This window comes from Helicobacter sp. 23-1048 (assembly GCF_053654545.1).
In genome coordinates, this window is sequence record NZ_JBSIUT010000001.1 from 660,423 (window position 1) to 678,231 (window position 17,809).

General features: G+C 38.5%; 19 protein-coding genes. 15 read left to right on the top strand and 4 right to left on the bottom strand.

What is annotated here, in order from left to right; translation table 11 throughout:
• Positions 1–119 precede the first annotated feature (119 nt).
• The 12 genes from nth to ruvB all read left to right on the top strand — a co-directional run bounded on the left by nth (position 120) and on the right by ruvB (position 8,405).
• A complete protein-coding gene (gene nth, locus ACWIWK_RS03285; RefSeq protein ID WP_454150803.1) occupies positions 120–815 on the top strand; it encodes an endonuclease III in 696 nt (231 codons plus the stop codon).
• Positions 816–887: 72 nt separating this feature from the next.
• Positions 888–1,322: a chemotaxis protein CheX gene (locus ACWIWK_RS03290; protein WP_454150805.1), complete on the top strand. Its 435-nt coding sequence runs from the start codon at positions 888–890 to the stop codon at positions 1,320–1,322.
• A gap of 32 nt (positions 1,323–1,354) precedes the next feature.
• A complete protein-coding gene (gene fliN, locus ACWIWK_RS03295; RefSeq protein ID WP_454150807.1) occupies positions 1,355–1,714 on the top strand; it encodes a flagellar motor switch protein FliN in 360 nt (119 codons plus the stop codon).
• 26 nt (positions 1,715–1,740) lie between these two features.
• Positions 1,741–2,691: a hypothetical protein gene (locus tag ACWIWK_RS03300; RefSeq protein ID WP_454150808.1), complete on the top strand. Its 951-nt coding sequence runs from the start codon at positions 1,741–1,743 to the stop codon at positions 2,689–2,691.
• Positions 2,692–2,695: 4 nt separating this feature from the next.
• Positions 2,696–3,544, top strand: a complete 849-nt coding sequence (locus tag ACWIWK_RS03305; RefSeq protein ID WP_454150810.1) for an energy transducer TonB — start codon at positions 2,696–2,698, stop codon at positions 3,542–3,544.
• Positions 3,545–3,621: 77 nt separating this feature from the next.
• A complete protein-coding gene (locus tag ACWIWK_RS03310; protein WP_454150812.1) occupies positions 3,622–4,041 on the top strand; it encodes a DUF4878 domain-containing protein in 420 nt (139 codons plus the stop codon).
• Positions 4,042–4,102: 61 nt separating this feature from the next.
• Positions 4,103–4,843, top strand: a complete 741-nt coding sequence (locus tag ACWIWK_RS03315) for an RluA family pseudouridine synthase (RefSeq protein WP_454150814.1) — start codon at positions 4,103–4,105, stop codon at positions 4,841–4,843.
• The gene (locus ACWIWK_RS03320) at positions 4,843–5,376 is read left to right on the top strand and encodes a hypothetical protein (protein WP_454150816.1); all 534 of its coding nucleotides are present in this window, start codon (positions 4,843–4,845) and stop codon (positions 5,374–5,376) included. The genes ACWIWK_RS03315 and ACWIWK_RS03320 overlap by 1 nt, the downstream gene beginning before the upstream one ends.
• The gene (locus ACWIWK_RS03325) at positions 5,373–5,726 is read left to right on the top strand and encodes a hypothetical protein (protein ID WP_454150818.1); all 354 of its coding nucleotides are present in this window, start codon (positions 5,373–5,375) and stop codon (positions 5,724–5,726) included. The genes ACWIWK_RS03320 and ACWIWK_RS03325 overlap by 4 nt, the downstream gene beginning before the upstream one ends.
• Positions 5,723–6,616, top strand: a complete 894-nt coding sequence (lgt, locus tag ACWIWK_RS03330) for a prolipoprotein diacylglyceryl transferase (RefSeq protein WP_454150820.1) — start codon at positions 5,723–5,725, stop codon at positions 6,614–6,616. The genes ACWIWK_RS03325 and lgt overlap by 4 nt, the downstream gene beginning before the upstream one ends.
• Positions 6,597–7,388, top strand: a complete 792-nt coding sequence (panB, locus tag ACWIWK_RS03335) for a 3-methyl-2-oxobutanoate hydroxymethyltransferase (protein ID WP_454150822.1) — start codon at positions 6,597–6,599, stop codon at positions 7,386–7,388. The genes lgt and panB overlap by 20 nt, the downstream gene beginning before the upstream one ends.
• A complete protein-coding gene (gene ruvB / locus ACWIWK_RS03340) occupies positions 7,389–8,405 on the top strand; it encodes a Holliday junction branch migration DNA helicase RuvB (RefSeq protein WP_454150824.1) in 1,017 nt (338 codons plus the stop codon).
• Here the strand turns inward: ruvB and pgeF are convergent.
• Entirely contained in the window at positions 8,402–9,199 is a 798-nt protein-coding gene (pgeF, locus tag ACWIWK_RS03345; protein WP_454150826.1) for a peptidoglycan editing factor PgeF, read from the bottom strand. The two genes, ruvB and pgeF, sit on opposite strands and share 4 nt — an antisense overlap.
• Positions 9,200–9,462: 263 nt before the next feature.
• Between pgeF and nrfH the strand changes: the two genes are divergently transcribed.
• The 3 genes from nrfH to pflB all read left to right on the top strand — a co-directional run bounded on the left by nrfH (position 9,463) and on the right by pflB (position 14,324).
• Positions 9,463–9,966, top strand: a complete 504-nt coding sequence (nrfH, locus tag ACWIWK_RS03350) for a cytochrome c nitrite reductase small subunit (RefSeq protein ID WP_454150828.1) — start codon at positions 9,463–9,465, stop codon at positions 9,964–9,966.
• Positions 9,967–10,024: 58 nt separating this feature from the next.
• Positions 10,025–11,875, top strand: a complete 1,851-nt coding sequence (locus ACWIWK_RS03355) for an ammonia-forming cytochrome c nitrite reductase subunit c552 (protein ID WP_454152018.1) — start codon at positions 10,025–10,027, stop codon at positions 11,873–11,875.
• A 205-nt stretch (positions 11,876–12,080) separates the two neighbouring features.
• Positions 12,081–14,324, top strand: coding sequence for a formate C-acetyltransferase (gene pflB, locus ACWIWK_RS03360; protein WP_454150830.1), 2,244 nt, complete (start codon positions 12,081–12,083; stop codon positions 14,322–14,324).
• Positions 14,325–14,572: 248 nt separating this feature from the next.
• On the opposite strand, the gene ACWIWK_RS03365 is transcribed toward pflB, so the two are convergent.
• From ACWIWK_RS03365 to ACWIWK_RS03375, 3 genes are read right to left on the bottom strand one after another with little or no spacing between them, the layout of a single operon-like run.
• Entirely contained in the window at positions 14,573–15,727 is a 1,155-nt protein-coding gene (locus tag ACWIWK_RS03365) for an HNH endonuclease (RefSeq protein WP_454150832.1), read from the bottom strand.
• Positions 15,728–15,730: 3 nt separating this feature from the next.
• Positions 15,731–17,290, bottom strand: coding sequence for a DNA-methyltransferase (locus ACWIWK_RS03370; RefSeq protein WP_454152019.1), 1,560 nt, complete (start codon positions 17,288–17,290; stop codon positions 15,731–15,733).
• Positions 17,257–17,757, bottom strand: a complete 501-nt coding sequence (locus ACWIWK_RS03375) for a DNA methyltransferase (RefSeq protein ID WP_454150834.1) — start codon at positions 17,755–17,757, stop codon at positions 17,257–17,259. Before ACWIWK_RS03375 ends, ACWIWK_RS03370 begins: the two co-directional genes overlap by 34 nt.
• Between the last annotated feature and the right edge of the window lie 52 nt (positions 17,758–17,809).

A 17,809-nucleotide genomic window follows, 5' to 3' on the forward strand; every position in this document is an offset into this window, starting at 1 on the left:
ACTAAACTATACTATACTAAACTAAATGCACCTTTGCAATCAAAAATGATTCCTAAATATCCAAAATACACTATAATGCTACAAAAATACGCAAAATTGAGCACGAGGATTGTCAAGTAATGAAAACACAAAAAAATCCAAAAACACCATCTAAAAATCTCCAAAAACCACGCGCCAAAGTCTCTAATGCGCGTGTTAAAGAGATTAAAAAGCGATTTTTGCAACAATACAAAAACGCCAAAACAGAGCTGGTCTATACAAATATATATGAACTCTTAGTATGTGTGATGCTCTCAGCCCAATGCACTGATAAACGCGTAAATATCGTAACACCAGCACTTTTTAAGAAATATCCAAACCCCGCTACTCTTGCAAGCGCAGACATTGATGAGATTAAAGAGCTCATTAAATCTGTGAGTTTTTTTAATAATAAAGCAAGCAATCTCAAAAAAATGGCAATGCAGGTGATGAGTGATTTTGGCGGGGAGATTCCCACTACACAAGAGGAACTAAAATCGCTTGCAGGAGTAGGACAAAAGACTGCAAATGTGGTGCTTATTGAGTTTTTTGAGGCGAATTATATGGCGATTGATACACATTGCTTTCGCGTTTCGCATAGGCTTGGGCTAAGCAATGCTAAAAGCGCGCTTGAGACAGAATCTGAGCTTAGCGCACTTTTTAAAGACAATCTCTCTACGCTTCATCAAGCGTTTGTGCTTTTTGGACGATACATTTGTAAAGCACTCAATCCGCAGTGTTTAGAGTGTTTTGTGAGTGATTTATGTCATAATAAACAAAATTTTAAGCCAAGATAAAAAATATTACGCAAAAAGTTTAGGTATAATGGCAAGGATTTTTTGTGAATTTTATTGTCTAAGGAATACAAAATGGATAGCTTTCAACTTATTCGCCAAAGTTTTATCGAGGTGATGAAAAACAGCATTGCCAAAGAACCGCAAGATTCTATACTGCCGTTAAAAAAAGGCTATCTTACGCGTATAGATACACTTGATAGTGAAAACAAAACAATGCAAGATGTGGTGTTTTTGCTTTTTGATAAGCCCTTTTTACGAATAGTGTGCGAGGACTTTTTGGGTGATGATGACCCAGATGACCAAGCATTGGAGGATATGGCAAAAGAGCTTACAAACCTTATCGTAGGGCACGCAAAGGTGTTAGCCCAAGATGCAGGAGAGAAGAGCTTTAATATTTCATTGCCTGAGTATTTAGGAGTGAAACTTATTAAAAATTATGACAAGGGTTTGCATTTTAAGCTAGAGCAGGGACATTGCGGAATCTATATACGCAACTCGCACGCGTAAAGAAGCAATGAGATTATAACAAGGAGCATTCTATGGCAGGTGGGGATACAATCTTAGATAAACAACGCATTCACACTCCTAAAGAAGTCGAGTTGGCGACTTACTTAGAAGATATGATGCAAAACTACAACGGCTTGCTTGATATGGAAGTGATTTTTAACGCTGAATTGGGGAGCACGAAGATTCCACTTGGTGAGATTTTGCGCTTTGAAAAAGGCTCTATTATTGATTTAAACAAGCCCGCAGGTGAGAGCATTGAGACATTTGTCAATGGAAGGGTGATTGGCAAAGGCGAAGTAATGGTGTATGAAAAGAATCTCGCTATAAGGATAAATGAAATTTTAGATTCTAATGCGATTGTGTATTATCTCACGCGTGAAACAATCCAATAATTCTTTGTTGTGAAAAGGAGTTTGTAATGAGGATTATATGGCTTATAGGTATTTTTTGTATAGGTGCATTTGGAGTAGATGTCAAAAAGGCTGATATTATCGTCAATGCCAATGATGGAGAGCACGAAGTGATTTTGGAGTTTGATTCTGATTACACACTCACGCCAAAGACTAAGGAGACAAGCGGGTTTAGGGCGATAGTTTTTGAGGGGGTAAGTGCGAATTATAAGACTCGCCGTAATGAACGCATACAAGATTCCTTTCTCACAGAAATCCAAATTTTTAATCTCAGTGATGAGGGATTGCATATTCTTGGTATTGGAGATTCAAAGGATTTTACCATAAACCTCACGCGAGCGCAAAACACCTTTAAAATCACTTTTGCTAAAGCCACTCCACCACTCTCTCCGCTTGATACATTATTAGAAACCCCTCGCCCTATGCAAAAGATAAATCCTGCGCAAGCCCAGCAAGATTCCCCACAGGTGGAATCTACCCCAAGCACTTCATCGCCATTGCTTAGCGATGTCAAGCGCGAGCCTATGTCTATTGATTTATGGCGGTATTTCGCGCTTGTAGGAGTTATGCTTCTTTTAATCGCTGTGCTTATTTGGCTTAGGTCTTCTATGAAGGGCGGTGTGAAATCAAATGGCAACTTCACAAATATCTTTGGTGGCACGGCTAGCAAGGGAAATGTCAGTATAGATGGTTTTGATTCTAGCTTTAAAATCATCGCACAAAAAAAGCTTGATGCTAAAAACAAGATTCTCACTATTGAGACAAACGGCTATCGCTACCTTGTGCTAATGGGGCAAAATAATAACACTATTATTGATAGGTTTAAAATCGCTACAAATACGCCCAATGGTGCAAATGGCGTAAATATCAATAACCTTATCATTGAAGATACGCAGTTTGCCAAGCTCTTAGAGAAAAAGGAGCAACGCATAAAGCAACTCAAAAGTCAAAGTGTCTAGGTGTATGCGAGCTAATGATTCTCGTTTAAGTGTTTGTTTTGCTCTTTCATTTGCTATCCACGCACTTTTAGTGGGACTTTTGGTGTGGTATTTCCTCTCTGAAAATCTTCGTTTTAAAAGTGGGACAGGGCAGATTCCCAATAAAATTAAAATCTCTGGCTTTATAGAAAACGCCCCAAAAAGACATATCTTCACCCCGCCAAGCGCGAGCGGTGATGATGGAGTAAATAACGCCAATAGCCCACAGCTTAATGCAAGCTCGCGCGCTCAAGCGAGTAATTCCTCAAATGCTCCACTTTTGCAAAATATCCCAGAGGCTACCAAAGAAAAAAATGACCGCATACCTAAAGATTCTCTCAATCAAGCAAGCACGCCACAAACACAGCAAAATCTCACAAAAATTGATTTAAACTCCCTTACGCTTAATTCCCAAAGTGCCACCAAAAAGGGCAAAAGAGGCTCTATCGCTCAAGCATTTGCGCGACATAGCTATATCGATGAAATTACTAAAAAAAATATTTTTGAGCTTTATGGTGAGGAATTTGGGGATTATGGAATGGTCGAGCAAGATTTTCTCATCAATAATTTGCGTGATATTGGGCGCATTACACAGCGGTATCTCAAATATCCCCCAGATGCGATTCGCTTAGGACAGCAGGGCAAAAGTGCCGTAGAGTTTTATTTACACCCCAATGGCGATATTACTGAACTGAGAATCATCAAGCCTTCAGGCTATGAAATCCTTGATAGAAACTCAGAGCGCACTATCGAGCTAGCATATAAAGACTATCCACACCCTGTATCCAAAGTGCGGATTCGCATTTTTGTAGATTTAGGACTTTATTACTATTAAGAAGTGTTGAAATACACTTGCATTTGCACCTAAAAAAAGCTACAATGCGGACTTAAATTTATTTCAAAGGATTCGTAATGTTTAGAAAGTCTTTTATGTGGGCGTTGTTTAGCGTAGTGTTTGTAGCTTTTGTCGGTTGTGGTGGTAGTCATTCCAGCCCTGAGAAAGCCGCAGAAGAGTTTGTAAAACTAATGGTTGATAACAAAGTGCCCGAGCTTATGAAAGAAGTGCGCAAGGCAGATGGTAAAGAATTTAGCGGTGATGAGAGTGAATCTATGGGTGCTAAAATTTCTATGGGTATTATGGGGCTTAAAATGCAGGGCGAAGTCGCAAGCATAAAAACTCAAGAAGTAGAGTATAATAGCGATAAAACAGCTGCTAGAGTGCCTGTAAAAGTAGAATTTAAAAATGGCAAAGATGATATTGTCCCAGTTGATGTGAGACTTTTTGATGGCAAATGGTATGTAGTTTTAGAGTTGCCCGATTTTGGCTTTTAAATCAAAATTTTAATAAATCAAAAAAGCAAAAGTTTTCAAAAACTTTTGCTTGTAATCCACAATGGAAAAAGCCTACAAACTCCTAGCAAATGCAAAAAATCTCTCCCACAAACACGCTAAGAATCTTATAGATAGAGGATTGGTGCTCGCAAATGGACAAAAAATCCCCCTAGCACGCACACTTTTATCAGCTAAAAGCACTTTTGTTATCCAAGAGGTTCGAGCACCAAGTATTTTGCTCCACGATGAGAATCTACTTGCCATTGATAAGCCTGCGTTTGTTGAATCTTATGAGCTTTTATCGTGGGCTTTGACACACACAAATATAAAGGACTTCGTGTTGCTCCATAGGCTTGATAAGGACACAAGTGGAGCGTTGCTTTTTGTTAGAGAGGGAAGTGAGTTTGCTAAAAAAGCAAGGTTAGAGTTTAAAAATCGCCGTGTGTATAAGGAATACAGAGCTTTAGTAAGTGGCATAATCGCAGAATCTCACACAATCAACAAACCTATAAGCACCAAAAAGGGCAAATTCGCCAAATCAAAGATTGACAAAAATGGCTTAGAGGCGATAAGCCATATCGAGCCAATAGGCATTATAGGTAAAAAGACTTTGCTTAAAGTTGTCATTGAGACGGGCAGGACTCATCAAATCCGCATTCATTTGCACTCTCTTTCACACCCAATAGTTGGCGATAGCCTCTATGGCGGGATAAGCGCACCACGACTTATGCTCCACGCCTACAAGATTAGTCTTTTGGGCTATGACATCATTGCAAATCCACCCAAAGAGCTTGAATTATAATGCTCTATCGCACATTGCGCCCCAGCGTAGAGAATCTAAGTGGATTTATCGCCACATTGGAGCAGTATTTTAAGGGAGATAAAGGAAGTGAATGGGTGGTAAGTGCGTTTGAAACTCTTAGTAATATAATGGAGCATAATTTTTATGGCAAAAAGATTCCGAGTTTATCAATTTCTCAACTAAAACGAGAATCCAAAAAGCACCATAAACATAAGATTTTTGTGAAAATTTCTACGCAAAGCCTAATCCAAAATAAAGCGAGTGGGTTTCACACTTCACAAACGCCTAAAAGATTTGCCCTGCGTTGTGTTTTTACCCCCATATTTACTCCGCAGATTCTTTTGTCCCCGCGCTTGTATAAAAATATGGAATCAAAAAGTCGTGTAAAATCATCACAAGCACCGCGTTACAAATTTTGTAGGAGTTTTTCACAAAATGGTAGAGGAATGCACATAATTTATAGATTTTGCACCCTAAGACTTGTTAAAATTACACCCAAAAAATATTGCATAACATTAAAAGGATATGAATGACTATCTCAAAAGTGTCTTTGGCGGAGGGTGGCGATATTGTTAGGGTGGTTGGCAAGATTAGCAACTACCATACTTTTTTAGACTTCAAGCAAGAATTGTATTTCTATTTGCAAGCTTTCAAAAACAAAGACAAAGAGGGCAAATATGGAATGGATTGCGAGATTTTTAGAATCTATTTTGTGCGAAGTTATCCGCTTAATTCCTATGTGCTTGGCTTGCTTGCGAAGCTAAAAATGCACGATAAATTAGAATTAGAAGTAGTGGTGGATTCTCTTAGGGCGTTTTTGTTCCTTGAAGAGATTGGGCTATCAGATTTATTTGCGGTTAAAATCAAAGAGGATGAACAATGAACTCGCTCAATGCGTGGAATGTCTTTTATGCACATTTTGACCCAATCGCGTTTGAAGTCTTTGGGCTTAAGGTGCATTGGTATGGCTTATGTTATGTTATTGCTTTGCTTGGCGCACTTTTTATCGCTTCATTTTTTATCAAAAAGTATCCAAATCGCTTCAATATATCCTCACAGATTTTAGAATCATATTTTTTATGGGCGGAAATTGGCGTGATTGTAGGAGCGAGACTTGGGTATCTCGCGGTTTATAGTGATGTGGGACTTTGGTATTATCTTATCCACCCACTTGATATTTTTAATCCCTTTAACGCACAGGGGCAGTTTATTGGGATTGCTGGATTTAGTTATCACGGCGGTGTTGTAGGGTTTTTAGTTGCTACGATTGCTTTTAGCATATTAAAAAAACAAAACTTGCTTAGCATTTTAGATTTAGCCACATTTTCAATCCCTCTTGCCTATACTCTTGGCAGGATAGGAAATTTTCTCAACAAAGAACTTTTTGGACGCGTTATCCCGCAAGATTCTGCTTTGGGATTTTTGGGTGTGTTGGTTGATGATGAGTTGCGCTATCCAAGCCAACTTTTTGAAGCATTTTTTGAGGGGATTGTGCTTTTTGTGATAATGTTTGTTGTCTTTAAAAAAGTCCAAAAAACAGGTGCGCTTTGCGTTACTTATGGGATTGGATATGCTTTAGCGCGCTTTTTTTGTGAGTTTTTTAGGGAGGCAGATTCCCAAATGGGATATTATGCTTTTGGGCTTTCAATGGGGCAAATCTTAAGCGCAGTGATGTTTGTCGCTGGGCTTGGAGTTTTGGTATATATTTGCTTGCACGCAAAATCTGTGCCACCACACGCAAAGAGGAGAAAAAATGAAAAAAATAACGCTTAACACACTGAGACAATATAAACAAGATGGCAAAAAGATAGTTGCCATAACCGCCTATGATGCGCTAATGGCTGGAATCTTTGATGAGGTTGTCGATGTGATTTTAGTAGGCGATAGTCTTAATATGAGCTTTAATGCCAAGCACGACACTTTGGGCTTAAGCGTGCGCGATATGCTCTATCATACAAAGGCGGTGTGCTCTGGAGCAAGTAGAGCGTTTATTATTGCCGATATGCCTTTTGGGAGCTATGCCACAACGCAAAAGGCACTCAAAAATGCCCTAAGATTCTATACGCAAACAAATTGCGATGCGCTAAAACTTGAGATTAACGAGGATAAGCTAGATATTGTAGAATCGTTAGTTAAAGAGGGCTTTGCCATTATGCCTCATATTGGATTATGTCCGCAAAGCGTGAGAGGTGAGGGTGGCTACAAAGTCAAAGGCAAAGATAGTCTGAATGCAAAAAATCTCCTTAATCTTGCCAAAGAATGCGAGCGTGTAGGCGCGTTTGGAATTTTGCTTGAGGGTATTACAAGCTCTCTTGGCGCAGAGATTTCAAAAAGTCTTACAATCCCAACTATTGGCATTGGCGCGGGCGTGGATTGCGATGGGCAAATCTTAGTATGGAGCGATGCGTTTGGCTTTTTTGATGCGTTTAAACCCAAATTTGTGCGCCGTTACCTTAATGGCAAAGAGCTGTTACACAATGCAATTCAAAACTATGCTAGCGATGTGAGAGAGCGGAGATTCCCAAATGATGAGGAAAGCTATTAAATGGAAAAGGTAAGCCTAGATAGAATCATAGAAGTGCAAAAAATTGATTTAGAAGAGAATGACATTTCACTGCGTCCGAGTGTTTGGGAGGATTATATCGGGCAAGAGAGTGTAAAAAAAAATCTTAAAGTGTTTATCGAAGCCGCAAAGCTGCGCAATGAATGCTTAGACCACATTTTATTTTTCGGTCCTCCCGGACTTGGCAAGACGACACTAAGCCATATCATCGCCAATGAAATGAATGCAAGTATCAAAGTAAGTGCCGCGCCAATGATAGAAAAATCTGGCGATTTAGCCGCGATTTTAACCAATTTAGGCGATGGGGATATTTTGTTTATTGATGAGATTCATCGTTTAAGTCCTGCGATTGAAGAGATTTTGTATCCTGCAATGGAAGATTTTAGGCTTGATATTATCATTGGGAGCGGACCTGCAGCCCAAACACTTAAAATTGATTTAGCCCGTTTTACCCTCATTGGCGCGACTACGCGAGCAGGAATGCTAAGTAATCCTTTGCGTGAGCGATTTGGTATGAATTTTAGATTGCAATTTTATGAGCCAAGTGAGCTTAGTGAGATAGTGATGCGCGCGGCTAAAAAGCTCAATAAAGATTTGCACGCAAGTGCCGCGCAAGAAATTGCCAAACGCTCTCGTGGCACGCCAAGAATCGCACTTAGGCTTTTAAAAAGAGTGCGTGATTACGCCCAAGTGGCTAATGAAGATTCTATAACGCTTGAACGCACGCAATACGCGCTTAATGAGCTCGGTGTCAATGAAATGGGCTTTGATGAGCTTGATTTGCGCTATCTTGGAATCTTAGCGCAAAACAAACGCCGTCCAATGGGATTAAACGCTATCGCAGCAGCAATGAGTGAAGATGAGGTAACCATAGAAGATGTTATTGAGCCCTACTTGCTTTCACAAGGATATTTAGAGCGCACTGCAAGGGGGAGAATCGCCACCATTAAGACTTATGAGTTGCTTGGTTTTAGCAATGCAGGCAATACACTTTTTTAAAATATTTGTGCGATAAGTCCAAAACGACCACTTTTACCATCTCGGCGATACGAGAAAAATGACTTATCACAATGCGTGCAATTTTGAGATATATAAAAATCAATAATGCCTAGCGAAATGAACTCATCTTGTAACATTGCGCTTAAATCAAGCATATAAGAATTTTTGGGTGTTTTGCGCGTGTAAGATTCTCTTTGTTGCGTGCCAAGCCTCATTGCAATGTCTTCGCCCACTTCATAGCAACACTGCCTAATCCCAGCTCCCACGAAGGCAAAAATATCGCTCGCATTGGTGTGAAATGCTTTTTGCATTTGTGTAAAAGTGTGCGTGCAAATATGTCTAAAAACCCCCTCTCTTCCAGCGTGCATAATGGCTACAACACAATTTTTTTTATCAAAAAAGAGCACAGGATTGCAATCTGCTACGAGGATTAAAAGGTTAATCCCCCTTTGGTTAGTGATAAGCGCATCAGCCTCTCCAGCGTTGTGTATGCCATTAGGTTTGGTGATAGTGATTGAGTTTGTGCTGTGAATCTGTGTGAGGAAATTCACATTATCAGTGCGCAATAAGCGATTGCAATCTTTTATGCACGGCAAATCCTGCCCATTTTTAGCAAAATTTTGCAAGAGTAAATCAATGTTTTTTGCCACAGCATTTTGATTATCGCCCACATTAAAAGAAAGATTGAGACTATCAAATGGCGCATTACTCACGCCACCAAGACGATTACTAATCCCAAAGGCAACGCCACTATTTTTTGTCGCATTCATAACGCAATCCAAGTGAGAAAACATCGCTACTCCTTAAATCAATCTATAAAATTAACCCTAAAATAAGAGGGTATTGTATTATGTTTTGTAGCAAATTGTAACCGATAGTGTTTTTTTTTTAGAAAATAAACAAAAAGTAAATGGATTTAAGGAATCTTTAAAGCGAGATATATTAAAATTCCTATCGTGTCTAAGTATTTAAGAATCTAGGGCTTCCCAAAAATGATTTATTTTTGAAAAAGTCTTAGGTTTATAGACATTAACAACAAAGTCTTAAAGGAGGAGTTTTGAGTTCAAGCAACAATTCGTCTCTCTTATCCAAGATTTTTGCCTTGTTGGTTGTTGTCATTGTGGTGAGTGGGTGTTACACTTTCTATAATGCCAAAGGCTTTTCATATTTTAGCGACAGCCCGCAGGCGTGCAATAATTGCCATATAATGAATGAAGTGTATGACAATTATCTTGCGAGTTCGCATTCTCTTGTAGTCGCTGGGAAGGAGCGAGCGACTTGTGGAGATTGCCATTTGCCTCATAGCTTTGTCTCTAAATGGATAGCAAAGGCACGAAGCGGAGTAGGACACGCCTACGCTTTTACCTTTAAACTTGATGAATTGCCTGTGAATCTTTCAGCCAATCAAACGAGCAAAAAGATTGTAGAGCAAAATTGTATCAGTTGCCACACTGAAGTCGCGAGTAATGCTATCAATGCTACTACTCACGGAGGTTCAGATGTGCGGAGTTTAAGCTGTGTCTCTTGCCACGAGAGTGTCGGGCATAAGCGTGGCTTTTAAGTGTCATTAAATTCTAAAAATAGAGTGAAGGAGTGAAGAAATGCAGAGTAAAAGTAATATGATGCCAATTCTTGTTGTTTTGGCTGTGATTGTCGTGATAGGCTTGCTTTGGTTTAATTACGATATTGGCAAAAAGAGCGCGGAAGTCCCAAAAGTGGCTTCTAAAGATGTGGTGGAGCTTAGCGATGATAATCCGACATTTGATTGGTGGGGGAGAAACTATCCAGAATATTTAGATATGTATCTTATTGTGGAGAAAGAAGAGCCTAAATACACAAATTATGGCGGTAATTTGGCGTATTCAAAACTTATTCGTTATCCGCAACTTACACAACTTTGGGCTGGTTATCCGTTTAGTCTTGATGCAAATGAGGAGCGAGGGCACTTTTGGATTCAAGTCGATCAAATGGATACAGCAAGGAATAACAAAGATTTTCTTAATGCACACGGATTTGCGAAGTTTGGAGGGCAGCCTGCAGCGTGTATGAACTGCCATAGTGGTTGGACACCTTGGCTTATCAAAAATGCTGCTGGTGGAGATTTTACACGATTTAACTCTACGAAATATTGGACTATGATTAAAGGCGTGCCTCCTGTAAATGGTGCAACTGAAGGAGATGACCAGCACAGAGGACCACACGGAGGAACTCGAATGGGCGTTACTTGTGCGGATTGCCATAATCCTGATGGTATGGGACTTAGAATCACAAGACCAGCACTTATCAATGCTCTTGTTGATTTTAGAGGGTATGAGCGAGATGAGTATCAAGGCGTGAAAGCCGATAGAAAAGAAATGCGAACGCTTGTATGTGCGCAATGCCATGTGGAGTATTATTTCCGTCCAACAGGCACTAAAGTAACCGTAACAGGCGAGAGCATTTCTAAAGATGAAAATGCTAAGTGGTTTAATGGTGAGCAAAAAACTTATGAGGAATACGATGTATGGCGCAATGGAAATCAACCAATCGAAATTGAAGTCGATGGACAAAACCTTGTATTCCCTTGGTCAGCGTGGAAAAAGGGCGAGGCTTTTAGAATCGAAATGTTTGATGAGCATTATGACAAAGCACGAGCAGATGGTGTGTTTAAGCAAGATTGGCAACACAAAATTACAAAAGCGCCAATGCTTAAAATCCAACACCCAGAGACCGAACTCTTTAGCGGTGGCGTGCACGCGCAAAATGGCGTAGCTTGTGCGGATTGCCATATGCCTTATGTAAAAGGAACAGGTGGAAGAAAAGTTACTCAACACAACATTACTTCACCGCTTAATGAAATTAACGCGGCGTGTAAGACTTGCCACACTCAACCAGAAGAGTATCTTAAAGCACAAATTGCAGATATTCAAAAATCTGTCGCCTATGATTTAAGAAGTGCTGAATATGCGACTGTGAGCCTTATCCAAGATATTAAGCGACTGCGCGAGGAATTAGGCAAGCTCCCAGCATATCAAACCGAAGGTAAGGCTGATGATGAAAAAATCACTAAAGCCCTCGCAGAGCCACTAGAGTTACACCGCAGAGGACAAATGAGAGGTGATTTCGTAGGTGCTGAGAACTCAACAGGATTCCACAATCCACGCGAAGCAAGCAGAATGCTATTGCAAGCTGTGGAAATGGCGCGAATGGGTCAAACTAAACTTGTAGAGATTGCAAGCGATAATGGAATCAAAGGCTTTAAAACTTCTGACCTTGGCTTTGAAGACATACAGAAGTTTAATCCGGGTGAAATTACCTACAAAGTGGATTTGAATGGCAAAAAAGCTGGTGATAGATACTATGACCACCTTAATGTCAATGGTCCTGCACCAAAAGAGTTGCTAGAGCTTGATAAAAACACAAAGCCTTACAACTTTAAAGAAGTGGATAAAGTAACTTCTCAAATCACTACTTACAAAGGCGCACACTAAGCGCATTAAAGGGAGATGAACTCTCCCTTTAAATTTTTCTTTCTTATCTTCTTTATATTTGTTGAAGTTTTGCTTCAACTCCTTTGTTTTATATTTTTTTAAGTTTTACTAAAGCAACAAGGTTGTAAGATTCTATCTTAAGGCTATTTGTTTTAAGAATCTTTTAAGGCAAAAAATCACAGCCCACAAAAGAAAGGAGCGAGGAATGAGCGAAAATACAAAAGTGCAAATCTTAGGTGAATTTGAAAAGGGAATCTGGCAAGATGAAATCAATGTGCGTGATTTTATCGTCAAAAATTTCACGCCTTATGAGGGCGATGAGAGTTTTTTAAGCGTGCCTACAAATGCGACAAAGCAGCTGTGGGAGCAGGTTTGCGCACTAATGAAAATAGAGAGAGAGCGCAAGGGCGTGTATGATGTCAGCACGGATATTATCTCTAGCATTACTTCGCATAATGCGGGCTATATTGATAAAGATTTAGAAGTCATCGTAGGACTACAAACCGATGAGCCACTAAAGCGTGCGATAATGCCTTTTGGCGGGTATCGTATGGTGCTAAATTCGCTTAAAGCATACAACAAAAAAGAAGATTCTCAAGTGGCAAATGTGTTTAAATATCGCAAGACACATAATGACGGCGTGTTTGACGCATATAGTGATGAAATGCTTTTAGCGCGAAAAGTGGGAATCATCACAGGACTCCCCGATGCCTATGGCAGAGGGAGAATCATCGGGGATTATCGCCGAGTGGCACTCTATGGCGTAGATAGGCTTATCGAAGAGAAAACCAAAGCAAAGAAAAAGCTCACCCCCGATGTAATGAGCGAGGAAGTGATTCGCCTGCGCGAAGAAATCTCTGAGCAGATAAAGGCACTAAATGAGCTAAAGGAAATGGCTTTAAGCTATGGATTTGATATTTCTGCGCCTGCTAAGGATATAAAAGAGGCGATTCAGTGGCTTTACTTTGGCTACCTTGCCGCGATAAAGGAGCAAAATGGCGCAGCAATGAGCATAGGGAGAATCTCCACATTTTTAGATATTTACGCCCAGCGGGATTTAAGTCTTGGCAAATACACAGAGAGCGAAATCCAAGAAATGATAGACCATTTTGTGATGAAGCTACGAATGGTGCGATTTTTGCGCACGCCCGAGTATGATGAACTCTTTAGCGGAGACCCCACTTGGGTTACGGAATGTATCGGGGGAATGTGCCTTGATGGACGCCCGCTTGTAACCAAAATGAGCTATCGCTTCCTCCATACGCTTTATAATCTAGGACCAGCTCCAGAGCCAAATATGACCGTGCTTTGGAATACGCGATTGCCACAGAAGTTTAAGGATTTTTGCGCACGGGTGAGTATTGATACTTCATCGATTCAATATGAGAGCGATGAGATAATGCTAAAGGAATTTGGCGATGACTATGCGATTGCGTGTTGCGTAAGCCCGATGAAAATCGGCAAGCAAATGCAGTTTTTTGGGGCGCGGTGTAATCTCGCAAAAGCCATACTTTACGCCATAAATGGTGGCAAAGATGAAAAGCTAGGCATTCAAGTCGCCCCTATGCTCGCTCCTATAACGAGCGAATATTTGGACTATGATGAGGTGAGAGGGCGACTAGATATTGTGCTTGATTGGCTAGCACGGCTTTATATCAACACGCTTAATGTCATTCACTATATGCACGATAAATACTGCTATGAACGAATCGAAATGGCGTTGCACAATGAAGAAGTGGTGCGCACTATGGCAGGGGGTATCGCAGGGCTTAGCGTGATAGCGGATTCTCTCTCTGCGATAAAATACGCTAAAGTCAAGCCTATCCGCAATGAAGCGGGGTTGGCGGTAGATTTTGAGATTGTGGGGGATTATCCAAAATATGGCAACGATGATGATAGAGTGGATAGCATCGCGGTAGATTTGGTAAAAAGTTTCTCCCAAAAGCTCGCTTTGCATCCAACTTATCGAGAATCCACCCCCACGATGAGCGTGCTAACCATAACCTCAAATGTCGTCTATGGCAAGAAAACAGGCTCTACGCCCGATGGTAGAAAAGCAGGCGAGCCATTTGCCCCGGGGGCAAATCCTATGCACGGACGCGATACAAACGGCTGTGTGGCGAGCTTTTGCTCTGTGGCAAAACTGCCGTTTAAATACTCAAAAGATGGGATTTCAAATACATTTTCTATCGTGCCAAGTGCGCTAGGGAGCGACCGTGGAGCGCAGGAGCAAAATCTCGTATCGCTAATGGACGGGTATTTCGCCGATGAGGGCTATCATCTCAATGTCAATGTGCTACAAAAAGATATGCTAAAAGATGCTATGGAGCACCCCGAGAAATACCCACAGCTTACCATTCGTGTAAGTGGCTATGCGGTGAATTTCATCAAACTCACAAAAGAGCAACAACTCGATGTCATCTCAAGGACATTCCACGAGAAAATGTAAGATGTGTTTGTTTTTTTGACGCTTTTGTGGGATTCTTCGCGTTCAACTCCTTAAATGGAGTTATGTCCTATTTTCGTAGTTTCACGCTCAAAAACCCACAAAACGCAGTTTTTTTAGAAAATCATTCAAAGATACTTCCACACTCGGTTTTGTGGTATCGCGATTGTGCTTTATAGGCGACAAAAGGCACAAAAAATGGCGAAATACAAAATCTAGAATTTAAATTCTAGATTTTGTATTAGTTTTTATTATCTTAGTAGATAATGTTCTAAATTATATTCTAGTGCTAGTTTATCAGGATGGCATTCTATTTTTTGGGGCAATGATATATACAAGTCCTTTATGTTTTGCAAGATACCTTGTTTATCCATAATATTTTGTGATTGTGAAACTTTAATTTTTATCTTGCCAAAATCATCATATATAAAACCAAATAAACCACAATCAAACATTTTGTGCATTTCATAACTTAGCGCAATTCCATTGCTTGTAGCAAAAGAGCCACCGTCTCTATAAGGTATAATATGTGCAGCTTCTAATAAACAACGATTGCCTATAAAAATAGATTTTTGAGTTACAGCACATTTATAATCATAAGCTCTTAAAACATTATCTCTAAAAGCCCTTTGTTCTTTGGCAGGACGAGAATTATTTTGCGTCTGTTGATAAAACACAAAATTATTCATTTCTAATTCTACTCTATCCATAAAGTTATAATCAATGATGATATTATATGCCTCATCTATGACTAATGCAGTTTGCAAAAAGTTATAAATATATGAAATAGGTCTTTTTATCTCATTTTGTATTTCACCGCTTATTTCATTAAAAGCATTTTGGTTATATGTCATTAACAAGATTTGTTCTTTTGCGTTGGCTAGAATATTTTTTAGTAAATGTGGTTCTAATCGTTGTATGTTTTTGTTTTTGAGAAACTTTAAAAGTGCTAAATATGGGCGAATCATATCTGTTGTATCATAGTAAGATAATATTAGCTGGAGTATCTTATATCGATAAGAATTTGGATTGTTTAGCTCTAAATCAAAATTAGAAAAAATCTCTTTTGGAGTTATGGAATCTATATTGTTTCGATTCGTTTTTAGATTATTTTCACCATAAATATGCTGTGTTAAATTAGCATTATTTATTAAAAATTCGCCCTCTTGCGTGAGATTAAACACACAATCGCTAGGTTTATTGTATTCAATCAAGCCTATTTTTTTCATATCAGGGTATTTTGATTTGTAGTTTGTGGGTATGAGGCTAAGATATTTTTGCGTCCCAAGTGCAAATAGAGTGGGTAATTCAACACCAATCAAATTTGATAAGTTATGCTTAAAATGTTTAAAAGAATCAAAAAACAATTCTCTATTGTTTCTTTTTATTTTTTTGTGTGCCTGCATTTATCAATCTTTTTGCAAAACTATAATGCTTTCTCTTAAAGCTAACTTTGATTTATTATCTATGATTTTCATTTGCTGACTCGAAGTATTTAGTTTGCGAGCAATGATAAGGTCTATAAATTTAAAACCAATTTTTTGTGCTTCATTTGCTAGGATTTCATCTGTTACAATGGGTATACCTTTGTAGCAAGAGTTGCCCACAACAATAAAACAAAAACCTTGACTTTTTAGTGTTTTATAGCATTTGTGTAACACAAGTTGTAAGTCATAAAAATAGTTTTTTAGCATCGTTAGCGTATTAAATTCTAATTCATTGTTTTTAAGATTTTTTAATGTAGTTTGCAAAATTTGATTATTGATAAAATCATTAACATCTAAATTGGTATTTTTATTATTTCTCAATGCACTCTTTTTTAGTGTTCGCCACTCTGTATATCTTTTTATTAGCCCACTACTCCACAACTCCATTTTATACACTTCAAAATAGTCAAACAAATTTGCATAAGGTGGAGAAGTTAGCACGCAATCAACCTTAAAATCAAAATTACCAAAAACACTTGATTGATTGTATATAGATAAAGTTTTGTTGTGCTGTAAGTCAAATTGTTTTTTGGATTTTAGCGCCTTAATTAGCAATTCTTTTAAGCATAAGGTTATATCATCAATTTTAGATTGTCTAAATTTGATACCATTGCCATCTTTTTTATAATCAAGCATTTTATCAAGGTTAGAAATAACCACATATTTTATAAAATGATACACTTCAGAATCTAGTTTCTCAAATGCTTGTATAAAGTTCATTATTATGCTAAATCGCTTTTTGTCAGCGTATTTATTAAAAGATTTCCATTGTGGCAGGTCAAAAATTGATGTGGATTCTAAGGTAAGTGTTTTTAGTAGTTTGATTGCCTTATTGATAGATTCTTGTTTTAGTGGTTTTAATTTTGCTATTGTTATATTGATTGCAAGCGGGTTGGTATCAAATCCAAAGCATTTAGTTGTATAACTGCTTAAAAAACTGCTACCTACTCCGCAAAATGGGTCAAATATAGAATCAACTTTGCAATCAAATCTTTGCGATAAAAAATCTATTAAATAAGGACTAAATGCTTCTTTGTAGGGAAAAAATGTATTGAGAGATTCTCTTATGTCATCGTTATTGACTAATTTTGCAGTGTTTTTGTCAAAAGTTTTTATGTATATAAATTTGTCATTTTTGTTGCTTTGCAATCTTTGTAAAGCAAGATAGCAATATTGTTTTGATAGCTCAATACCAATAAATTGTCTATTTAATTTATAGGCTACTGCTGTGGTAGTGCCTGTGCCATTAAAAGGATCTAGCACAATGTCATTTTTGTAAGAATAGATTTTTAATAATCTCTCTATTAAATCCTCTGGGTATGGTGCTGGGTGAATGCCTTTTTTAGCATTATTGCTTGCGCATAAAATACTTTCAAAACCTTGTTTGTTATCTTTATCAAAATACCAAAGATTTTTTGTCCATTCTTTAAATTCATAACTTGTAATATCTATATGGTTGTGTTCGCCCCCCCCCCCCCGTATTTATGCACTCTTTGTTCTTTATAAAATACTAACACAGCTTCCCCAAGCGGTCTAAATGACGGGCAAGATGGGCTTTTCCAACTACCCCAAGCGGTGTTGTTTCCTTGAAAATGCTTAATGTCTTTGCCTTTGTGCCAAGAAATCAATTCAAATTCCCTAAAACCAATTTCATTTAGAATTTGCGTGATATAAATACTTAAGAATGTTACTTGCTTTGAAGTTTTATTTTTAACCGCAAAAGGCACATTTACACAGATTCTCCCACCACTTTTTAGCACACGATAACATTGGCTAAATATCTTTTTCATAGAATCTAAATAGGATTTATATTCTAAATCATCATCGTAGTTTTCATATTTGTGCGCTACATTATAAGGTGGCGAAGTTATGATTATATCTACCAAATTATCAGGGATATGATTTTTAAGAATGTGGTAAGAATCGCCATTGTAAAGTTCTTGTAGCATAAAAATCCTTTTATATTTTTTGCAAAACAAATTATACAATAATCACATAAAT